Origin of the sequence: Pontibacter chitinilyticus (assembly GCF_039748935.1) — a bacterium.
Classification (GTDB): domain Bacteria; phylum Bacteroidota; class Bacteroidia; order Cytophagales; family Hymenobacteraceae; genus Pontibacter; species Pontibacter chitinilyticus.
Genome location: NZ_JBDIZJ010000001.1, coordinates 655,965 through 675,369, shown reverse-complemented (window position 1 = coordinate 675,369; position 19,405 = coordinate 655,965). Strand labels below are relative to the sequence as shown.

25 protein-coding genes are annotated in these 19,405 nt (G+C 49.1%); 17 read left to right on the top strand and 8 right to left on the bottom strand.

The window, feature by feature from the left end:
- Nucleotides 1–129 precede the first annotated feature (129 nt).
- From ABDW72_RS02920 to ABDW72_RS02905, 4 genes are all read left to right on the top strand, one after another.
- Nucleotides 130–816 (top strand): YggS family pyridoxal phosphate-dependent enzyme, encoded by a 687-nt coding sequence (locus tag ABDW72_RS02920; protein WP_347156957.1) that lies wholly within the window; start codon nucleotides 130–132, stop codon nucleotides 814–816.
- 141 nt (nucleotides 817–957) lie between these two features.
- Nucleotides 958–1,866: a glycerophosphodiester phosphodiesterase family protein gene (locus ABDW72_RS02915; RefSeq protein WP_347156956.1), complete on the top strand. Its 909-nt coding sequence runs from the start codon at nucleotides 958–960 to the stop codon at nucleotides 1,864–1,866.
- A gap of 93 nt (nucleotides 1,867–1,959) precedes the next feature.
- Nucleotides 1,960–2,439: a DUF2750 domain-containing protein gene (locus tag ABDW72_RS02910; RefSeq protein ID WP_347156955.1), complete on the top strand. Its 480-nt coding sequence runs from the start codon at nucleotides 1,960–1,962 to the stop codon at nucleotides 2,437–2,439.
- A 67-nt stretch (nucleotides 2,440–2,506) separates the two neighbouring features.
- Nucleotides 2,507–2,884, top strand: a complete 378-nt coding sequence (locus ABDW72_RS02905) for a DUF423 domain-containing protein (protein WP_347156954.1) — start codon at nucleotides 2,507–2,509, stop codon at nucleotides 2,882–2,884.
- A gap of 80 nt (nucleotides 2,885–2,964) precedes the next feature.
- Here ABDW72_RS02905 and ABDW72_RS02900 read toward each other — a convergent pair whose 3' ends face one another.
- The 6 genes from ABDW72_RS02900 to ABDW72_RS02875 all read right to left on the bottom strand — a co-directional run bounded on the left by ABDW72_RS02900 (nucleotide 2,965) and on the right by ABDW72_RS02875 (nucleotide 6,601).
- Nucleotides 2,965–3,267: a hypothetical protein gene (locus ABDW72_RS02900; protein WP_347156953.1), complete on the bottom strand. Its 303-nt coding sequence runs from the start codon at nucleotides 3,265–3,267 to the stop codon at nucleotides 2,965–2,967.
- 7 nt (nucleotides 3,268–3,274) lie between these two features.
- The gene (locus ABDW72_RS02895) at nucleotides 3,275–3,544 is read right to left on the bottom strand and encodes a hypothetical protein (RefSeq protein WP_347156952.1); all 270 of its coding nucleotides are present in this window, start codon (nucleotides 3,542–3,544) and stop codon (nucleotides 3,275–3,277) included.
- A gap of 154 nt (nucleotides 3,545–3,698) precedes the next feature.
- A complete protein-coding gene (locus ABDW72_RS02890; RefSeq protein WP_347156951.1) occupies nucleotides 3,699–4,142 on the bottom strand; it encodes a DUF1573 domain-containing protein in 444 nt (147 codons plus the stop codon).
- 80 nt (nucleotides 4,143–4,222) lie between these two features.
- Nucleotides 4,223–5,629, bottom strand: coding sequence for an ATP-dependent DNA helicase (locus ABDW72_RS02885; RefSeq protein WP_347156950.1), 1,407 nt, complete (start codon nucleotides 5,627–5,629; stop codon nucleotides 4,223–4,225).
- A gap of 186 nt (nucleotides 5,630–5,815) precedes the next feature.
- On the bottom strand, nucleotides 5,816–6,007 hold the full coding sequence (locus ABDW72_RS02880) for a cold-shock protein (protein ID WP_347156949.1): 192 nt from the start codon (nucleotides 6,005–6,007) through the stop codon (nucleotides 5,816–5,818).
- Nucleotides 6,008–6,145: 138 nt separating this feature from the next.
- Nucleotides 6,146–6,601, bottom strand: coding sequence for a PaaI family thioesterase (locus tag ABDW72_RS02875; protein WP_347156948.1), 456 nt, complete (start codon nucleotides 6,599–6,601; stop codon nucleotides 6,146–6,148).
- A 37-nt stretch (nucleotides 6,602–6,638) separates the two neighbouring features.
- Between ABDW72_RS02875 and ABDW72_RS02870 the strand changes: the two genes are divergently transcribed.
- From ABDW72_RS02870 to coaD, 3 genes are all read left to right on the top strand, one after another.
- On the top strand, nucleotides 6,639–7,124 hold the full coding sequence (locus ABDW72_RS02870) for an NUDIX domain-containing protein (protein WP_347156947.1): 486 nt from the start codon (nucleotides 6,639–6,641) through the stop codon (nucleotides 7,122–7,124).
- 79 nt (nucleotides 7,125–7,203) lie between these two features.
- Nucleotides 7,204–8,091, top strand: coding sequence for a DUF3822 family protein (locus tag ABDW72_RS02865; RefSeq protein ID WP_347156946.1), 888 nt, complete (start codon nucleotides 7,204–7,206; stop codon nucleotides 8,089–8,091).
- Between the two features lie 163 nt (nucleotides 8,092–8,254).
- Nucleotides 8,255–8,734: a pantetheine-phosphate adenylyltransferase gene (gene coaD, locus ABDW72_RS02860; RefSeq protein WP_347156945.1), complete on the top strand. Its 480-nt coding sequence runs from the start codon at nucleotides 8,255–8,257 to the stop codon at nucleotides 8,732–8,734.
- Here coaD and ABDW72_RS02855 read toward each other — a convergent pair.
- Nucleotides 8,688–9,368 carry an NUDIX hydrolase gene (locus ABDW72_RS02855; protein WP_347156944.1) on the bottom strand — a complete coding sequence of 227 codons (681 nt, stop codon included), beginning with the start codon at nucleotides 9,366–9,368 and terminating at the stop codon, nucleotides 8,688–8,690. The two genes, coaD and ABDW72_RS02855, sit on opposite strands and share 47 nt — an antisense overlap.
- A 108-nt stretch (nucleotides 9,369–9,476) precedes the next feature.
- Between ABDW72_RS02855 and pyrE the strand changes: the two genes are divergently transcribed.
- The 3 genes from pyrE to ABDW72_RS02840 all read left to right on the top strand — a co-directional run bounded on the left by pyrE (nucleotide 9,477) and on the right by ABDW72_RS02840 (nucleotide 11,273).
- Nucleotides 9,477–10,115, top strand: coding sequence for an orotate phosphoribosyltransferase (pyrE, locus tag ABDW72_RS02850; RefSeq protein WP_347156943.1), 639 nt, complete (start codon nucleotides 9,477–9,479; stop codon nucleotides 10,113–10,115).
- A 208-nt stretch (nucleotides 10,116–10,323) separates the two neighbouring features.
- Complete coding sequence (locus tag ABDW72_RS02845; RefSeq protein ID WP_347156942.1) at nucleotides 10,324–10,536, top strand: hypothetical protein; 213 nt, start codon at nucleotides 10,324–10,326, stop codon at nucleotides 10,534–10,536.
- A 239-nt stretch (nucleotides 10,537–10,775) separates the two neighbouring features.
- Nucleotides 10,776–11,273, top strand: a complete 498-nt coding sequence (locus tag ABDW72_RS02840) for a metallophosphoesterase family protein (RefSeq protein ID WP_347156941.1) — start codon at nucleotides 10,776–10,778, stop codon at nucleotides 11,271–11,273.
- A gap of 111 nt (nucleotides 11,274–11,384) precedes the next feature.
- On the opposite strand, the gene ABDW72_RS02835 is transcribed toward ABDW72_RS02840, so the two are convergent.
- Entirely contained in the window at nucleotides 11,385–11,594 is a 210-nt protein-coding gene (locus ABDW72_RS02835; protein ID WP_347156940.1) for a hypothetical protein, read from the bottom strand.
- Between the two features lie 76 nt (nucleotides 11,595–11,670).
- On the opposite strand from ABDW72_RS02835, the gene ABDW72_RS02830 reads away from it, so the two are divergent.
- The 7 genes from ABDW72_RS02830 (at nucleotide 11,671) to ABDW72_RS02800 (ending at nucleotide 19,329) form a co-directional block, all read left to right on the top strand.
- A complete protein-coding gene (locus ABDW72_RS02830) occupies nucleotides 11,671–12,720 on the top strand; it encodes a threonine aldolase family protein (RefSeq protein WP_347156939.1) in 1,050 nt (349 codons plus the stop codon).
- 582 nt (nucleotides 12,721–13,302) lie between these two features.
- Nucleotides 13,303–13,641 carry a P-II family nitrogen regulator gene (locus ABDW72_RS02825; protein WP_347156938.1) on the top strand — a complete coding sequence of 113 codons (339 nt, stop codon included), beginning with the start codon at nucleotides 13,303–13,305 and terminating at the stop codon, nucleotides 13,639–13,641.
- Nucleotides 13,642–13,699: 58 nt separating this feature from the next.
- Nucleotides 13,700–15,013 (top strand): ammonium transporter, encoded by a 1,314-nt coding sequence (locus ABDW72_RS02820; protein ID WP_347156937.1) that lies wholly within the window; start codon nucleotides 13,700–13,702, stop codon nucleotides 15,011–15,013.
- A 246-nt stretch (nucleotides 15,014–15,259) separates the two neighbouring features.
- Nucleotides 15,260–16,381 (top strand): porin, encoded by a 1,122-nt coding sequence (locus ABDW72_RS02815; RefSeq protein WP_347156936.1) that lies wholly within the window; start codon nucleotides 15,260–15,262, stop codon nucleotides 16,379–16,381.
- A gap of 182 nt (nucleotides 16,382–16,563) precedes the next feature.
- A complete protein-coding gene (locus tag ABDW72_RS02810; protein ID WP_347156935.1) occupies nucleotides 16,564–17,184 on the top strand; it encodes a DNA-3-methyladenine glycosylase family protein in 621 nt (206 codons plus the stop codon).
- Nucleotides 17,185–17,416: 232 nt separating this feature from the next.
- Nucleotides 17,417–18,421 carry an alpha/beta hydrolase gene (locus tag ABDW72_RS02805; protein WP_347156934.1) on the top strand — a complete coding sequence of 335 codons (1,005 nt, stop codon included), beginning with the start codon at nucleotides 17,417–17,419 and terminating at the stop codon, nucleotides 18,419–18,421.
- 260 nt (nucleotides 18,422–18,681) lie between these two features.
- Complete coding sequence (locus ABDW72_RS02800) at nucleotides 18,682–19,329, top strand: TMEM175 family protein (protein WP_347156933.1); 648 nt, start codon at nucleotides 18,682–18,684, stop codon at nucleotides 19,327–19,329.
- The last annotated feature ends 76 nt before the right edge of the window (nucleotides 19,330–19,405 follow it).

Genomic DNA, 19,405 nt, shown 5'->3' with positions numbered 1-19,405 from the left:
AGTTAAAGCGTTGAGGCTTTATACTTGTGCGCTGATTTCACTAGTTGAAAATCGAATTTCCTGTTGATTCCGTAACCATACTTTGTAGATTACTCTAAAACGAGCAACGCTAAACGAATAACAACACCTATGAGCATAGCCGATAACATTTTATACTTCGACGAGCAACTGAAACATGTGAATTGCCGCCTGGTAGCGGTATCAAAAACACAGCCCATTGAAGCCATAAAAGAAGCCTATGAAGTAGGCCACCGCCTCTTTGGCGAAAACAAAGTGCAGGAACTTGTAGACAAGTATGCCCAGTTGCCCCATGATATTACGTGGCACCTGATCGGGCACCTGCAAACCAATAAGGTGAAGTATATCGCTGAGTTTGTAAATACCATCGAGTCGGTGGATAGCCTGCGGCTGCTAGCAGAGATTAACAGGCGCGCCGAGATGTATGGCCGTACGCTTCCCATCAACTGCCTGCTGCAGATTTCTATTGCCGATGAAGTGACTAAGTATGGCATGAGTTACGAGGAGGCAGTGGCACTGCTGCAGTCGGAAGAATACCGCGACATGACGTACATTCGGGTTGTGGGGGTGATGGGCATTGCCACGAACACGGACGATGAGGCTAAGCTCCGGGGAGAGTTCCGTTACCTGCGCGAGTGCTATGAAAAGCTGCGCGACACGTTCTTCTTCGCCAACCCCGATTTCAGCGAGATATCCATGGGAATGACGTCGGACTGGAAACTGGCACTGGAAGAGGGTAGCACCCTTATCCGGGTGGGCAGCGGGATCTTCGGTGCGCGGGACTATAGCAAAAGATAAGCTAAATTTATACTTGTTATACTTGCCCTGCAGCGGAGCCATGTTCCGGCGGGGGTAAATATTAAGAAATCATCACCATTGGCCTTTTGGGTTTGATTTGGAAAAAGCTTGTCTGATTTTTGTCAGAAATCATCCTGATAAATGATGCGTTGTAAACTCATGCTGCTGGCACTTTTTATAACCGCTTGTACCGCCACTAATCCTATGACTTCTGCCCTGTCTCCTGCGCCTGGCACGTTTCCGGCTTTCGATGTGGAAGGGCACCGCGGCGCCCGCGGCCTGATGCCGGAAAACACCATACCTGCTATGCTGAAAGCGCTGGAACTGGGCGTCACCACTTTGGAGATGGATACGCACATCACCCGCGACGGGCAGGTTGTGCTGTCGCATGATCCTTACTTCAACCCTGAGCACGACCTGTTACCTAGCGGTGATGAAATTCCGGCAGCTGACAAACACCGGTATGTATTGTACCAGATGGACTATGACAGCATCCGGCAATTTGACACAGGTTCCAAATTTTACGCTAAGTTTCCGGAACAGCAAAAGATCAAGGTGCATCGGCCGCTTCTCTCCGATGTTATCGATACGGTGCAGGCTTATATTGCTGCGCACCATTTGCCGCAGGTCTTTTATAACATCGAGACAAAATCGACCGCGAAAACGGATAGCATTCTGCACCCAGCCCCCGAAGAATTTGTGCAGCGCCTGATGCTGGTGGTGGCGCAAAAAGGCATTACTCCCTGGGTCATTATTCAGTCCTTTGATGTGCGGACCTTGCAGGTGCTGCACCAACTTTACCCGGAGGTGAAAACAGCCTTACTGGTAGAAAACAGCGCAGGATGGCAGGCGAACCTGCGCAAACTAGGCTTCACTCCTACTATTTATAGCCCCTATTACAAATTAGTAACAAATAAGCTGGTGGCAGATTGCCACCAACAGGGAATGAAAGTTATTCCGTGGACGGTGAATAAGCTCCCCGAAATAGAACAACTCCATGCCATTGGCGTAGATGGCATCATTACCGACTATCCCAATCTGTTCCGGTAAGGGAGCAGGTGTTATAGAGATTATCCCGTTTCATGCTATCTTTGAGGATAATCCTGCTTTTGCAGCATGACGAACCTTTAACCAAATCAACTTATGGCACAACAAGCAGCCTCCCTCGAAAGTAAGTATAAAGCGTTTATCCAGCAGATTGTTGCCAATGGTAGCGTTTGGGGCCTCACGCAGGACGATACCTGGGCCACATCCAGCTCAGCTGAGTACGAAGAAACCGAAGTGATCTTGTTCTGGTCTGAGGAGAGCGGAGCTAAAGCCTGCGCTGAAGACGACTGGAAAGATTATAAAACAGAATCTATCACTTTGGTAGAGTTCCTGGAGAACTGGTGTGTTGGGATGTATGGCGATGCCCTGCTGCTCGGTGCCGATTGGGATGCCGACCTGACCGGCAAAGAAGCAGAGCCGCTGGAGGTAGCCCTGGACGTGGTGCAGGAACTTAAAGCACAAAACAAGACCCTGGAATTTACGCAGTACGACAGCCAGGAAGATTTTGAAGAGCAAGTAGTAGAAGCGCTCGAAGGCGGCGAAGAGGATGAAGACACAGACGACGATAAAGAATAGGGCAGCAGCTTTCCCTTTGCAACACAGCAACTACGCAGCATACATCACAGATAATTTCTAATACACCTTGACGCAAAAAAATATACTCCTGATCGCCAGCTTACTGGGCGCTTTAAGCGTTGTGTTTGGTGCTTTTGGTGCACATGCTCTCGGCCCGTTGCTAAAAGCCAGCGGCCGCCTCGACACCTATGAAACAGCCGTGAAATACCAGATGTACCATACGCTGGCCTTGCTAGCCGTAGGTCTGCTGTTATTCCGTGTAGAGCAGCCGGCGCTACAAGTAGCCGCCTGGTGCTTTTTCCTGGGCATCCTGATTTTTTCGGGCTCACTTTATACTTTGTGTATGACCGGCATCACCTGGCTAGGCGCCATCACTCCTATTGGCGGCGCTTTAATGATCGTAGGCTGGGGCGCTTTGTTCTACGCCGTGTCAAAGGCGCTGTAATTATAACCAAGTATAAATGAGTACTACCGGACTTAGGGCGCAGCTATAAGCGTATACTTGCGCCTAAGTTGATAAGCCCGTTATAGCCCATAACCAAATTCAGCAAAATAGGCTGTCCGCTGTTCTCCGATCCTCAAACCCATCACATGCAGGTGCCCGGCAACAGTCGAGAACTTTTCTGTTTCACCTGTACGTCCATCATAGTAGCGGTAAGCACAGGTGCCTAACGCTATACCGGAATAGAGCTGTATTTTTTGCCGCCGCACCCAATAGCCATCTACGCGTGGCAGCAGGCAATAGAAGCGGTCGCGTTTTTTATCTCTCCCGTATCCATGTACTTTCCAGTAAAAGAGGTGAAGGAGCCAAGAACCCCGACGCTCCATTTCTCGCTCAGCAGGTAGTTGTATCCCACCTGCACCGGCCCATACCCTCGAACACGGTAATTGCCGGACGAAAAATCGTGGACAATGCCTCCATCCATGCAGGAAAGGAAAGCACCCCATAAGCCGCGTAGAGTTCATGCCTGGGGCGCGGAACGGCTGTCGTAAGGGTATCCTGTAGACCAGCAGGTGCGCTGCTGCTTTGTGAGAGGTCCTGCGCCCGCAGCGCCGGGCAGCTGAACAGGCAGGCACAGGCGCTTCCAAGTATTCGTTTGTTCATAGCTGTGTATAAATTTAGCAATTAGCTAGTTAGCAAATGAATATAGCTATTTATACTTAGATGTGCGCCTATTTCTTTTTTATACTATTAGGACACAAAAAAAGCCCTCCGGTGAGGAGGGCTTTTAATTTATACTTGCTATACTAGCCTTAGCTTATTGAGCGCTGGCAGTAGCTTTTTCTTTCACGTTGGTTACGATGTATACGTATGCATCGCCGCCTGCAGCATTAGAGTGCACGGTAATTGCTTTCTTCTGCTGGCCCATTTTACCGGCGCTGTTAAATTTAGCATGTATCTCGCCTGATTTTCCTGGTGCTACCGGCTCTTTTGTCCAGCTTGGGGTTGTGCAACCGCAGGTTACGTCCACGCGGTCAATTACCAGTGGCTGGGTACCAGTGTTCTTGAACTTAAAGGTATACTCCACCACATCGCCTTGCGAAATGTCACCGAAGTTGTGCTCTGTTTCGGCAAACGTAATAGCAGGACCGTTTTTTGCCTGCTCCTGAGGGGCAGTCGCCTGCGCCTTCGGTTGAGTCTGAGCACTGGCACCACCGGCTACCAGCGCGGCGAAAACCATGGAAAGAATTACTTTTTTCATCTGATAAAAAGGGTTAAATGGATTGCTTGCGCTATTATACTTAATTTTCGTTAAAACGATACAAGTTACAAAATCGTTTGTCAGCTAACCAATAATTGTTGGCTAAAGTTCAGCAGGTAAAGTTCTTCTGACGAGCGGGTTAGCGCCGTATACAACCAGCGGGCAAACTCATCGTTCAGCATATCGTCTTTCAGAAAGCCCTGATCCACAAAAACGGCCTTCCACTGGCCACCCTGTGCCTTATGGCAGGTCAGGGCGTAGGCAAACTTTACCTGCAGCGCGTTAAGGTACGGATTCTTCTTCATTTCTTTGCTGCGGTCGCGCTTAGTTTTTATATCCAGATAATCCTGCAACACCGCTTCATAAAGCTTCTTGTTCTGGTCGGCCGGTAACGCCGGCGAGTCGGAGTACAGGGTGTCGAGCATGATCTTCACCTCTTCTTCGGGGGCGTTGGGGTAATCTACAAACCGGATGCGGATGTCGGCGAAGCGGAGGCCATACATCTCTTCGTAGCGGATGATCTTGGTGACCTCCACAAAGTCGCCGTTGGCCATAAAGCCGATGTCAGAATCTTTGGGCAGCCAAAAGTAATTGTTGCGCACGATCATCAGGTAATCGCTTACGCCCAGTTCATCTTCGGCAAAAAAGATGCGCTGCCGGATATGCTGGTTGTACAGGTTGGCTGATTTGTTGGAGCGGCAGATTACGGTCGTGTTCTCAATGCCGAATTTATCATAGGCATAGCGCAGCCCATCCTCCAGCTTTTCGCCTGTCATCTGGTAAATATCGCGCCAGCCTTTGGTCGCAAGCTTAATGTCGGGCTTCTCGTTGCCCAACTGGTTACGCAGGTTGGTAGCATTCATCAGAATACCCGATGACTCGGCCTGCCGCATTACCTGCTTCATCTCCGTTTCCTGTACCTGGCACCGAAAGTTGTGCCGCAGGTACTCCGCTTCCAGCGAGGGGCTGAGCGCCTGCCCCACCGGCGGCAGCTGTGCCGTATCGCCGATCAGCAGCAACTTGTTATTCTTTTTATCAAACACAAAGCTCATCAAATCCTGCAGGAGGCCGTTCTGCCCAAAGCCGCTCTCGTCGGAGATCATCGAGGCCTCATCTACAATATAGAAGGTGTTATCGGCTTTGTTCGGCTGCCGCGTAAACGATAGGCCCTCGGAGTATGGGTTGGCTGTTTGCCTGTAGATTTTTTTGTGAATGGTGAAAGCCGGGCTGTTGCTGTAGCTGGCCATTACTTTGGCGGCACGGCCGGTGGGCGCCAGCAGCACATACTTGTAGCCAAAAGCATTCAGTATTTTTACCAGCGAGGTAACCACAGTGGTTTTACCGGTTCCAGCATAGCCTTTCAGCAGGAAGACTGGCCGTTCCTGTTCTTTGGCAAGTATAAACTGATCCAGCCGGGCAAAAAGCCGGGCCTGATCTTCGGTGGGTTCAAACGGAAAATTATTTCGGAGAGCTTCTACGGGGTGCATGATGAGGCTACATATGGTAAAGCGGAGCCGCCAGTCCGGACAAGGGGCAGGCAGTGCTCAGGCACTCTAAAGCGCCTGTATACCTGCAAATTTACGCCATTTTATACTTATAAGCAGCCGCAGGCAAAAAAAAAGCCTTACACTAGGTAAGGCTTTAATGATGTTAAAACGAGTATGATGCCACGACTAAACGCGCTTCACATTCACGGCGTTCAGACCTTTTTTTCCTTCTTTCAACTCATAAGTAACTTCGTCATTTTCTCTAACCTCGTCTACAAGGCCAGTAACGTGTACGAAGTACTCTTGTCCTGTTTTTTCATCCTTAATAAACCCGAATCCTTTTGATTCATTAAAGAACTTTACTACTCCTGTGTTCATGCTATTATTTTAGTTTGCCAAAAATATAAATTAATACTGAAAAAACTACTGTAAAACCTTATTTTCTGAAATCTTACGTTTTTATCTGCTTAATGAAATGGTAAAACAGCACTGATTCAGCCTTAATCTACCTATTTTCTATTCTTTACGCGGGATATCGTCAGGGGTTATGGTAGCCATTGTGGCAGAGGCTTTAGCAATAAGGAGCAGCCCGGCTCCCTCCTTTTCCGCGTATACTTCGGCCTCGCAGAAACTGAGTTTCCGTCCCTGCTTCAGCACGTACCCGATAGCAACCAGCTTGCCCCCCACGCCCGGGTGCAGGTAGGATACTTTCAGGTCGGCGGTAACCACATGGTGGTGTTTGGGCACTAGGCTAACTGCGGCAAAGCCCGCCACAATGTCGGCCAGCGTGGCGATAAGACCTCCATGCGCAAAGCCTTTGTGCTGCTTGTGCTTTTCTTCCAGCTTTAGTTCGCCTTCTACCCTGCCGGCTGTTATCTTTGTAACGTGAAAGCCCAGGAGCTTCATAAATTCCTGGCGCCCGAGTTTAGCACGTATGTCCTGCTCGAAGTCAGGATTTAAAGTCTGTATCATCAGGCAAAACTACAACCAATACCACAGTTCACAAAATATGACAGACCTTAACCCCAATGCCGCTCCGTATGCCCAGCAGCTGCGCGTGCGGGTATGTGGCGTGTGCCTGCAGGATGGTAAACTGCTGCTGGTGCGGCATGATAAAACGGTGAGAAATACAGCCTTCTGGGCACCGCCTGGCGGCGGCGTAGCCTTTGGCGAAACGCTGCAGCAAGCGCTGGTGCGTGAGCTGCAGGAAGAAACTGGCCTGCAAGTCGCGGTTAACCGTTTCCTGTTTGTAAATGAGTTTGTGCATCCGCCGCTGCACGCGCTGGAGTTCTTTTTTGAGGTGCATATACTTGGCGGTAACCTGATCACCGGCACTGATCCGGAAAGCCCACCCGACAAGCAGCTGATCCAGCAGGTAAAGTGGCTTAGCATTAAAGAATTGCACGCCATTCCTACAGCCGATAAGCACCGGGCGCTACAACATCTTTTCTCGTTTGACGACCTGCTGGGCTTACCGCATCACCTGCAGAGATAAGCGCCGCTGCGCGGCCTTTTGCCATATTTTTTTTATACTTGCAGAAGCGCAGCCATGCCGCGCCTAACTATAGAATATCTTGAACACAATCAGCACGCATTTCCGGCTTTCGCATAAGATACAGGATGAAGCTTTTGCCCTGGAGCAGTCGCCGCATTGCCAGTTATACTTGTCCCTGACGCAGAAATCCATCCGGCTAACGGTGGTTGATGCAGAGCGCCATAAGTTTGTGCTGCTGGAAGATTATGAGCTGCTGACTGTATTTACGCCGCTGCAGGTAGCCGAGCAGCTGCGGCTGATTGCGGCGGAGAACCAGTTGCTGCAAGTTTGCAACTGGCAGGAGGTGCGCGTATCGGTGAGTAACCTGCACTTTACGCTGGTGCCGGAAACGCTATATGATCCCGCTCACCAAGCCGATTACCTGCGCCTGCACAGCAACCTGAACACACACCAGGAAGTGGTGCTGACCTACCGTCATCCGGGTTTGGAAGCTATTAATATTTTCGCGGTAGCCACAGTTCTATCCGACACGCTGCAGGATATTTTTCCGGAGCAGCCGGTACTGATCGTACACCAGACCAGCGCCCTGATCCGCAGTGTGCTGCATTATACCGAGCGCCCCGCCACACGCCAGCTATATGCTTTTGTGGAGCGCGACTACGTTACACTGCTAATGGTGGGGCCGGGTGGCCTGGAGCTCTGCAACGTGTTCCACTACCTTAGCCCCGAAGACTTTATCTACTACATCGTGTTTGTGATGCAGGAGCAAAAGCTAAACCCTGAGCAGGAAACCATTACCCTCTGGGGCGATATTACGCATGATTCCAGCCTCTTTAATATGCTCAAGAGGTACATCCGCCATGTAAAACTGGGCAAAAAGCCAAGCGATGTGGAATATAGCTATAAGTTTCATGAACTTTTTGAGCACCGCTACTTCGAACTCTATAGCCTGCACTTGTGCGAGTAGGGTTAAGTTGCTGGATGGTTAAATTGCTAATAGGCCTTTTCTAAAACTATTTAGTACCGATTTATAGCAATTAACTTCCATCTCCAGTAAGTAATTGAAAGCTGTTGTTCTACCCATACCTTAAACAAACATTTAACCACCCAGCCATTAAGCCATCTCGTACATGAAAAGAATAGCGCTGTTTCCCGGTTCCTTCGACCCGTTTACCAACGGGCATTATGATGTGGTGATGCGTGGGGCAAAGCTGTTTGACGAGGTAATTGTGGCTATCGGCAACAACAGCAGCAAGCAGCGCTACATTCCGGTGGATAAGATGCTGGAAGTGATCAAACACCTTTTTGAGGAGCAACCTAATATTAAAGTGCAGGCGTTTAAAGGCTTAACGGCTGAGTTTGCCCGTGCGTCGGGTGCACAGTTTTTACTGCGAGGGCTGCGCAATACCACCGATTTTGAGTATGAGAACACCATTGCACAGGCAAACCGCCACGTGAACCACGACCTGGAAAGTGTGTTTCTGATCACGTCGCCACAGCTGGCAGCCATCAGCTCGTCCATCATCCGCGAGATACACCGGTTCGGCGGCAATGTGGACGAATTTATACCTTTCCGGTTTTCAGAGATTGCAGATAGTGCCGCACAATAAAGGCAATGGATGTATAGGCCTTTGGCAGCACTTCCATCACTTCTTCTGGCGTCATCCAGCGCACTTCCTCAATAAACTCTTCGGCCTGGGGCTTTATCAGGCTGTCGTCGGTGCAATGCATCACAAACCAGCTGGTTTTCTTTAGGATCTTTTTCCCTTTAAACGCATACGAGTGCCAGGTTTTGGGCAGCTTCTCAACGACTTCTACCTGTATGTTGCACTCCTCCTCTACTTCGCGCAAGGCACCGGCCTCTACTTTTTCCTTTTTCTCCAGCTTTCCTTTTGGCAGATCCCACACGCCCATACGGTAGATCATCAGGATCTTGCCATCTTTCAGCACCAGGCCACCGGCAGCTTTTACGATCTTGAACTGATCTTTGAGGTGGTCTATCAGTTTCTTGTTCTTATTAGTCACCAACGTCAGCGACTTCAGCTTTTTTAACTTCTTTACCTCCATCAGGCGCACCAGCCTGTCAATTAGCTGGACATCCGCATCTTTGATCAGCACATCGCCCACCAGGTCTTTGGAAGTAAAGTGATCGGAAGCTTTCAGCATGAGGTCATACTGGTGCTTGTATACCTTCTCCGTGGCTTTTTTCAGGATCAGGGGAATGTCGTTTATAAAAACGTTCATGGGATTCGGTGCTTCAACTCTGGGTAAAGAATATACAAATCAATAAATAAATCACCTGAAAGAAAACCTGGCGTCTCAAAAAGGAAGAATAATTCTGTAACTTCGGGCATGGATTCTTCGAACACAGCACATCAGGTAGCCTCCTTTCTGCTAGAAACAGAGGCGGTTAAGCTCCAGCCCACACAGCCTTTTAAGTGGAGCAGTGGCTGGAACTCACCTATTTACTGCGATAACCGTGTCACGCTCTCTTTTCCGCATATACGCAGTTACATCAAAAAAAAGTTAGCCGAACTGGTAAAAGAACAATATCCGCAGGCCGAAGCCATAGCAGGCGTAGCAACAGCTGGTATCGCACAAGGAGCTTTAGTAGCTGACCTGCTGGAAATGCCTTTTCTATATGTACGGCCGGAGCCTAAGAAGCACGGCATGGGCAACCAGATTGAAGGCCGCCTGCTGCCCGGCCAGAAAGTGGTGCTGGTAGAGGACCTGATCTCCACAGGCGGCAGTTCCCTGAAAGCTGCTGAAGCCGTACAAGCGGCCGGTGCCGAGGTGGTCGGCATGGCTGCGATCTTCACCTACGGCTTTGCTCTGGCCGAGCAGAACTTCGAAAAAGCCGGTATCCCGCTGCACTGCCTCAGCCACTATGATGCTCTGACGGAAGCCGCTGCCGCACAAGGCTACATCCCGGCCTCCGCTATGGAAACACTGGCACAGTGGCGGCAATCCCCGGACACCTGGAGTGCCTGAGAATAGTGTGAAGTAGCTTTCTGCCATTTATTTTTTTCGGAATGCGGTTCCGGGTCCAACCACCCCTGCCCCTCAGAGCTGCGCTCGCAAGCTTCGAATTCGCGTTCTCGCATGTCTAAGGAGGGGAGTTCTGTAGCTGAAGCGAGTTGAAGTGTACGTGCTATAGTATAAGCTTCGCTTCGTAGTACTGCTTTGTCCCTTCAGGCCGATGAAATTAGACTTCATCTCCGCCACGAATCTGGAGAGATTCGTGCCAGTACTCTTATTTATACTTGAGCACAAGTATGAGCTTGAGCTATTAGAAGGATTCCAGTTCTTGGGTTGCGGTGCCTGCAAGGCATCGCGCGCTGCCTTGCAGGCACCGCGCGATGCCCTTGTCGGGGGGCCCCTGCACCCCCAGGACGTGCCCTCGCGGGCTTAGAGCGCACCAAAGTATATGATGAAACAGGACAAGTATAAAACTGCGCATCAAACAGCTGCTAGCAAGTATCGCCTGCTTGGTGAAGTATAAACTGGAAGTATAAAGCCAAACAGCCAACAGCAAGCATAACTAGAAACAAGCGCAGCAAAGCAGCAGCTTTCAGTACCACAAACTACTGCAAGTTCAAAACCCCTGTTTACTTTATCCAGTAGAAAAACCAACACAGAACAAACGAAAAAATGAAAATAGGCCTTCTCTCCGACACCCACTCTTACCTGGACGACCAGATTCTGCGGATGCTGGCGGATCGGGATGAGATCTGGCATGCGGGCGATTTCGGAAGCCTGCAAGTGGCGGAGCGGCTGAGTGAAGTAGCACCTCTGCGGGGCGTATATGGCAACATCGATGGGCAGGACATTCGGCAGGTATACCCGAAGGTGCTGCGCTTTGATGCCAACGGGCTGGATGTGCTGATGACACACATCGGCGGCTACCCCGGCAAGTACCACCCGGACGTGCGCGAGCTTATCAAAGCCAATCCGCCGCAGCTGTACATCACAGGCCACTCCCATATTCTGAAGATCATGCCCGATAAGCAGCGGCCTTCCCTGCTGCACATCAATCCGGGTGCGGCGGGCAAACACGGCTTCCATAAAATTCGGACAATGGTGCGCTTTGCCGTGGAAGAAGGGCAGGTACGCGATCTGCAGGTGATAGAACTGGGCAAACGGGCATAAAAAAAGTGTGCCTGCGCTAGCAAACACACTCTGAAATCTTTACCTAGTAAGCCGCCGCCGTTTGCTTAAACAGCAGCGGCAGACAGATGGGCTTACTGACCCGAGATAAGGTTATTCCGCAGAAGTTTCTTCTGTTTGTGCTACTGGCGCTTCAGTTTCAGCTACCTTGTTTTTAGGCGCTTCACCAAACTGAGCTCTTAACTCATCCATGTCCACGTTCTTGATAACAGGTGTTAACAACAGTTGCTTAATCCTTGCTACTCTGTTGTTTGCTCTTGCCTTATTTCTGCGGTCTTTTCGTTTTAATCTGGTAACTCCCATCGTTGCAAAATTTTAATTTGAACGGCAAAAGTAAGTTATTATTTTTACAAAGTAAAGCATTTCCAAAAGCAAATTCATGACAAAGATACTTGATCTCCGCTCCGATACTGTAACCAAACCCACGCCTGGCATGCTGGAGGCGATGATGAACGCGCCTGTGGGCGACGATGTATACGGGGAAGACCCGACGGTAAATGCGCTGGAGCAAAAAACGGCGGCCCTTTTCGGCATGGAAGCGGGGCTCTTCTGCCCTTCCGGCACCATGACCAACCAGATCGCCATTAAAGCACATACAGCACCCCTCTCAGAAGTGATCTGCGATGTTACGTCGCATATTTACCAGTACGAGGGTGGCGGTATTGCTTTTAACTCAGCGGCATCTACGGCGCTCGTACACGGGGAGCGCGGCAAAATGACGCCGGAGCAGGTAGAAGCCCATATCCGCCCGCTGGATAACGTGCATTTTCCTGAAACTACGCTGGTTTCATTAGAAAACACCTGCAACAAAGGAGGTGGCTCCTTTTATACTTTACAGGAGATCGCAGCAATTTCGGAAGTGTGCAAGCGCCACCACCTGGCCCTGCACCTCGATGGCGCCCGTGTGTTTAACGCTTTGGTGGCTTCCGGCGACCAGGCGCAGGACTATGGCTTATACTTCGACAGCATCTCAGTATGCCTATCTAAAGGTTTGGGCGCCCCTGTCGGTTCGGTGCTGCTGGGCAGCAAAGCGTTTATCCATAAAAGCCGCCGCATCCGGAAAGTGTTTGGTGGCGGCATGCGCCAGGCCGGCTTTCTGGCGGCAGCCGGTATTTATGCGCTCGAACACAACATCGAACGCCTGCAGGACGACCATCAGAAGGCCAAACAACTGGAAGCGGTACTCCGGCAAGCCAATTACGTGGACAGCATCCTGCCCGTCGAAACCAACATCGTCATCTTCAAGCTAAACAATAAGTATACGGATGCCGCTTTTGTGAAGGCCTTGGCCGACCAGCACATCCTGGCTTCCAGCTTTGGCCCGCAGATGATCCGGTTTGTAACGCACCTGGATATAACAGACGAGATGCAGCAGCACCTGCTGCAGGTTTTGCAAGCTATGAACACGGTTGCCGTAGCAACAGCATAGCAGCTTCTAAACTACCCATATAAAAGCGAAAGCCACCTGCAAGCCGTTCCTGAACAACGGTTTGCAGGTGGCTTTCGCTTGTTGCCTTAGTTATCTCAGCACAACTCAACTCTTCTTCAGCGCGGGCCTGCAGCCCGCGCTTTTTTATTTTCTCTCAGCATAATGTCATCCTAAGGCCAGCATCAACCCTGCCACATGGTACTATAGGTATAGCCGGTAATTACTTGAAGGCAAATTAACATGCTGTCTTTGCTCAAATCTGCTTTCCGCCTTTTCATTAATGCTCTTTTCCTGCTGCCAATATATGCACAACTGATTTTAGGTATAAGGCGTGACTAAGTTTCAGCAGTCGGCAAGCAGAAGCTACCACTAACAGCTTGTTACAGGCATACCCTTTCCAAATACAAATATTTAACGAAAACCCACTTTTACTAAATACCTATCAACATACACCCCATAATTTTAAATTATTGATAATTATTTTACATACCCCTATTGTTTATATGGGGGTTGTTTTATACTTTCATCAAAATTACAGCATATACCCCCTTTCAAAACACCCCCTACTTAAATAAATGTAATATGAAAAAGATTGAAGCCATCGTCAGAACGTCCAAATTTGAAGACGTGTATGAAGCGTTAACCAAAATTGGTGTTCCTTTTATGTCCACTTACGATGTGAAGGGGTTTGGGCTGGAAGCCAGCTCCACCCAGGTATACCGGGGCACCACCTACAACGTCGGGTTCATTCCCAGAACTAAAATTGAGCTAATCGCTACCGAAGAGCAGGTAGACGATGTTGTGAGCACCATTCTCCGCGTGGCCAATACGGGTAAGGTTGGTGACGGAAAGATCTTCATCATGCATGTGGAGGAGGTGATCCGCATCAGAACAGGCGAGATCGGTGAGTTGGCCCTCTGATCTTAATCTTTTCGCTTAAACAAAGGCTTTTCTTATTTCTAACTAAAACTATAATGCCATGTCACAAGATCTATTTGTCATTAACAACGTCTGGATGATGGTTTCCATCTTCCTTGTATTTGTCATGCACCTTGGGTTTGCCACGCTGGAGTCCGGTCTGGCGCGTTCGAAAAACACGGTGAACATCCTGTTCAAGAACAGCATGATACCGCCGATCGGCCTGTTAACCTTTGCGTTATGGGGCTTCTCCATGATGTATCCCGGAGCAGGCTTTGCCGGTAAACTTTTCGGCTTCAGCGGATTCGGTATCCCCTTGCCGGACGGAGGCGAAACAGCTGCCTACAACCCAGGCTATACATTCTGGACCGACTTCTTATTCCAAGGCATGTTTGCCGCCACGGCCGCTACCATTGTATCGGGTGCTGTGGCAGAACGGATAAAGCTGTCAGCTTTCCTCGTTTTCACGCTTTTCTATGTTGGCATTTGTTACCCCATGGTGGGTATGTGGAAGTGGGGCGGCGGCTTTCTGCAAACGCTTTCCACCCCTTTCTATGACTTTGCCGGCTCCACCATTGTGCACTCTGTTGGGGGCTGGGGCGCGCTGGCAGGCATCCTGCTCCTTGGTCCGCGTTTAGGAAAGTATGTGGATGGCAAGATAAAGCCGATCCCCGGCCATAGCATGCCGCTGGCTACCATTGGCGCTTTTATCCTGTGGCTGGGGTGGTTTGGGTTTAACGGTGGCTCTGTTCTCTCAGCCGATCCGGGTGCAGTATCGCGGGTACTGGTTATGACGAGCTTAGCAGCAGCTGCCGGTGCGGTCGGGGGCTATGTTTTCTCGCTGATCATGTTCAAGACCAACGACTATACGATGATCCTGAATGGTATACTGGCTGGCCTGGTAGGCATCACCGCCGGAGCAGACCAGATGGGCGTAGTTGATTCGGTAGCGATCGGGTTTATTGCCGGGGCGCTGGTAGTTATGGGTGTGGTGCTGTTCGACAAGCTGAAGCTGGATGACCCGGTAGGCGCTTTATCAGTACACCTGGTATGCGGCATGTGGGGCACATTGGCTGTTGGCCTGTTCGGTAACCTGGCCGGCCCTAGTCAACTGATCAGCCAGTTGATTGGGATTGGTGCTATCGGTGCCTTCAGCTTTGCCTTTGCTTTTGTCCTATGGTATGTACTAAAAGTAACGATGGGCATCCGGGTAACTGCCCGCGAAGAGATAGAAGGCCTGGATCAGCACGAACACAAAATGCATGCATATCCCGATTTTATTGCACCCGGATACGACCCCAGTGTACTGGAGCAGGAAATAATGGAAGAGCCCAGCAAGTATAAAGTAGAAAATACACCTGTAGCAGCAGAATAACTGCCTGCAAGACAAATAGCATTGACATGGTTAGAAAAAGCGAGTGGTAGTGTTTGGCCACACTACCACTCATTTTACTACCTGTAAAGGTTCGCGTTCAAGAGCTTCCGATGCTAGTCTAATCTGTTAGTAGCAGCTTATCTCCCCGTAATCTGATCGGCTTCACAAACGGCAATTTGTGACGCCTTCACGGATCGGCTGCTATTTTTCACTTCTCTAAAGTTTTCTAACGCTAAATAAACCTGCATGAAAAAGTTTTTATCTCTCGCGACAGCGACCATCTTTACAAGTGCAAATGTAGCTTTTGCACAGGACATTTCCACCGAAAAACCTCCCGGCGAGCTGGGAATCTCGGGGTACGTAGACACCTACTACCAGTACAACCTGAACCGGCCGGAATCCGCCACCAACCGTGGCCGCGTGTTCGATCTCAAGCACAACACCTTCTACTTAGGCCTGGTGCAAACCAAATTTACCTACAACTATGGCAAAGCCCATGTAGTGGCCGACCTGATCTTCGGGCCCAACGCCGACCTGGCAGATTTCGGCAACGAAGGAGCTGCCAAAATGATCAAGCAGGCTTACATTGCTTATGACCTGTCGGATAAGCTGACTTTCACCATTGGCCAGTACGGCACCCATATCGGGTATGAGTTGGTAGATGCCCCGCTGAACTTTAACTACAGCCTCTCCTATTTATTTGGCAACGGGCCCTTTTACCATACTGGCGCCAAACTGGATTATGCGCTTAGTCCCCACCTGGGGCTGATGCTGGGAGTAGTGAATGGTTGGGATAGCTTGACGGACTTTAACAAAGAGAAATCAGTAACTGCGCAGGTGCATGTGGTACCGGCCAGCGGGTTTGATGTATATGTGAACTGGATCGGGGGTGATGAGAATAATACCCTCTCTAACTTCGGCACAGCAGATGGATCCTATACCAGTTTATTTGACCTCACCACCACTTACCAGGTAAATGATGCGTTCAAGGTGGGCTTAAATGCGGCATATGGCGCCTTCTCCTCCGGCACCTCAGAAGTGATTCCGTCCGACCCCTGGTCAAGTGATGCTGATTGGCAAGGTGCAGCTCTCTACCTGAACTACGATGCCACCGCTACGTTTGGCATTGGCCTGCGGGGCGAGTACTTTTCAGACCCGGATGGCATCCGCTATTTCGGTCCCATACAAGCCACTGCTTTCACCCTGACCGGCAATGTAAAACTGGCCGATGATCACCTGCTCATCAAACCGGAAGTGCGGGTAGATTTTACCCAAGATGACTTTTTTGAAGATAAGCAGGGCGCCATCACTAAAAAAAGCCAGCCAACGGTCGGTGTCGCCTTCATTTACTCCTTCACAGCAAAATAGGCGCTCGCCTTTACACATCTTTTTCTTATTAGGCGGCCCACCGTTACTGGTTGCCACTCAATTTACCTTATTCCTTTAACCAAGAGCAGAATGCTTCGCTGGCTTAAACGCCAGGTGGTGTTCTGCTCTTTTTGATTTTCAAGGGATATGCTTTACTTAGCGGTTTCAAGCAAAAGAAAGCAATGCATCTATCCCCCTCCTCCGAAATAATGGCCGTCCTTTCGCAGGATGCTGTACTAGCCGCTATCATAGCCAACGGGAGTCCACTCAAGAGCTCCCGATCGGAGGATCTATACTTTAAGCTGCTCGGCTCTATCGTATCGCAGCAGCTCAGCACCAAGGTAGCAGCCGTTATTTTCAGAAGATTTACAGAGCTGTTTGCGGACCAGTACCCGCACCCGCACCTGGTGCAGCAAACACCGGACGAGGTGCTGCGCGGTGCCGGGCTATCGTTCCAGAAGATCGGCTATGTGCGCAATGTAGCCGCTTTTGCAGCTGCCGGCAATCTGGAGCATGCTGCTATTGATGCCCTGGAAGATGAAGACCTGATCAAGCACCTGACGCAGATCAAAGGCGTAGGCCGCTGGACTGTGGAGATGCTGCTGATGTTTGCCCTGGAGCGGCCGGATGTCTTCCCGGTAGATGATCTGGGTATTCAGAATGCTATGAAGCGCCACTATGGCCTGGAAGAAACCGGCAAAACCTTACGCCTGCGCATGCAGGAAATTGCCGAATCCTGGCGCCCTTACCGCACTATCGCCAGCAAATACCTATGGCAATCGCTGGACAACACGCCGAAGTAAAGTTTATAGTATAAATGCATTAAACTTATACTATATTTAGCTAATAATCAGGAGCACGCCTGTTGTGGAAGAAGCTGATCACCTCCACACATAGTGCGGATAAGCCAAATAGCTGTTCCGGTTATTTGTTATATTTGACTGTTAACCGGATGTCCTTCTTATATACAATCGTTAGCTTCAACCTTATAACAATTTAATTTCGATAATCTGAACACGGTTTTATAGAAGAATCATGAAAATTCTGAAATCCATTTTCATTGTAATCCTGATAGCATTTTCACTTCTTGTTGGATATGTCTACTCTTTGACATTTCAGCCTGAAGGACGTTTGGATTGGGGGCAAGCTTTATTTTTGAAATTGGTGGGTGACAATGATGAACAAATAGAGCTACTCAAAAAAATGACAGTTCAGCAACGTAGTCATTTCACAGATGCAGTACCTTTCAATATCACTGGTTTAACTATTGACACGCTTAAAATTACGAAGGACAGCCTAACTATATATGTCTTCAAACCGCAGCATTTATCCAAAAATAAACCTGTGATTGTCTACTACCATGGCGGGGCCTTTGTTTTGCCCTGGACAAATCTGTCAGTTACTTATGCCATGCGCCTGGCGCATGCGTTCAATGCCATTGTGGTTGGCGTTGACTACCGGGTTGCCCCAGAACACCCCTTTCCCATACCGAATGATGATTGCTATGCTACCTTACTGTGGACAATACAAAACATAGAAAAGTGGGAAGGAAATCCTAATCAGATAATTGTAGCTGGCGAAAGTGCAGGGGCGACTTTTGCCACAACAGTAGCCATCAAAGCCAGGAAAGAGAATTTAACAAACATTAAATATCAGCTTTTGGATTGTCCTGTCACCTATATTCCTTTCGAAACAGACGCTTATCATAAGTTTAAGCGGGGGTACTTTTTAGAAGAAACTGAAATGCTTTACGGCGTAGAAAGTTATCTGCCCAACAAGGCTGATTACACTAATCCGTTAGCGATGCCATACTACGCGGATAATTTGTCAAACCTCCCCCCGGCCGTTGTCATCACCAGTGAATTTGACCCTTTGAAAGATACTGGACGGGACTATGCAAAAAAATTAAAAGAAGCCAACGTTCCCACTATACATAAAGAAGTAAAAGGGATGCTTCATTGCATACCAGGCCCGCTTAATGAAAAGGATAGAACCGAATTATATAACCAAATAGCAAAAGAAGCCACTATAAAAATATAAGGTTAAACTACGAATAGAAAAGGCAACAGCCAACAAACGCTTGTCAAAAAAGCTGTAAAGTGGATAAACAAACATTCAACCCACGTTGAGCTCAGTTGCATCAGACAATTAAAACTTGGAAACCCGCTTCTTTGTCAAGCACTAACCCGTTAGGCTTCACTATAAACCTTTCCCTGAAGCTCCTGAATACAGAAATGACTATGGTAGCTTAAGTATTAAGACCCTCCTCAACAGGAATTCACCACCACCCAATCAGGCGAATGATAAACCTTCACCACCACAGCAAGAAAGAGTTTCAGGTTGAGCGCCTGGTGTTTTTCAGCGATGCCGTATTTGCTATTGCTATTACGCTGCTGATCATCGAGATCAAAGTTCCTGAACTGGAAGGCGTGTTGCCAACTGAGCAGCACTTTGTGGAAGCACTGGCCTCCTTGTTTCCCAAGTTCTTAGGATTTGTGCTGAGCTTCTTTATTATCGGGCTGTACTGGTTTATTCACCACCGCATGTTTGGCTATGTGATCAACTATAACAGGGGCTTGATCATGCTGAATCTCCTGTTCCTGTTTTCGATTGTGCTGATGCCCTTTTCTACAGCGGTATACAGCGACTATTCCTCTCCGGAGTACATCGGCCTTATTTCACCGTATGTGGTATATGTCTTTAATATCTGCCTCACGGGAGTTCTGAACTACCTGCTGTGGAGCTACATCGGCAATCCAAAACACGCCTTAACCGGAAGCTTTCCGGCAGGCGATTTTCTGAAAAAAGCTAAGATCCGATCACTGCTTCTGCCGTTGGTCTTTATTCTATCGCTGCTGACCGCCATTTTTATAGATCCTGTTATCGGCAGGTTCGTCTTGTTCCTGACGCCAGTAGCGATGGCACTTGTTAAAAATAAGGATGCTTAACGCGTAAAAGTAGGCACTACAAAGTATAAATTGAAGTATAAAGCACAGCTCAACTATCAAAGAGCAGCCCTGCTAC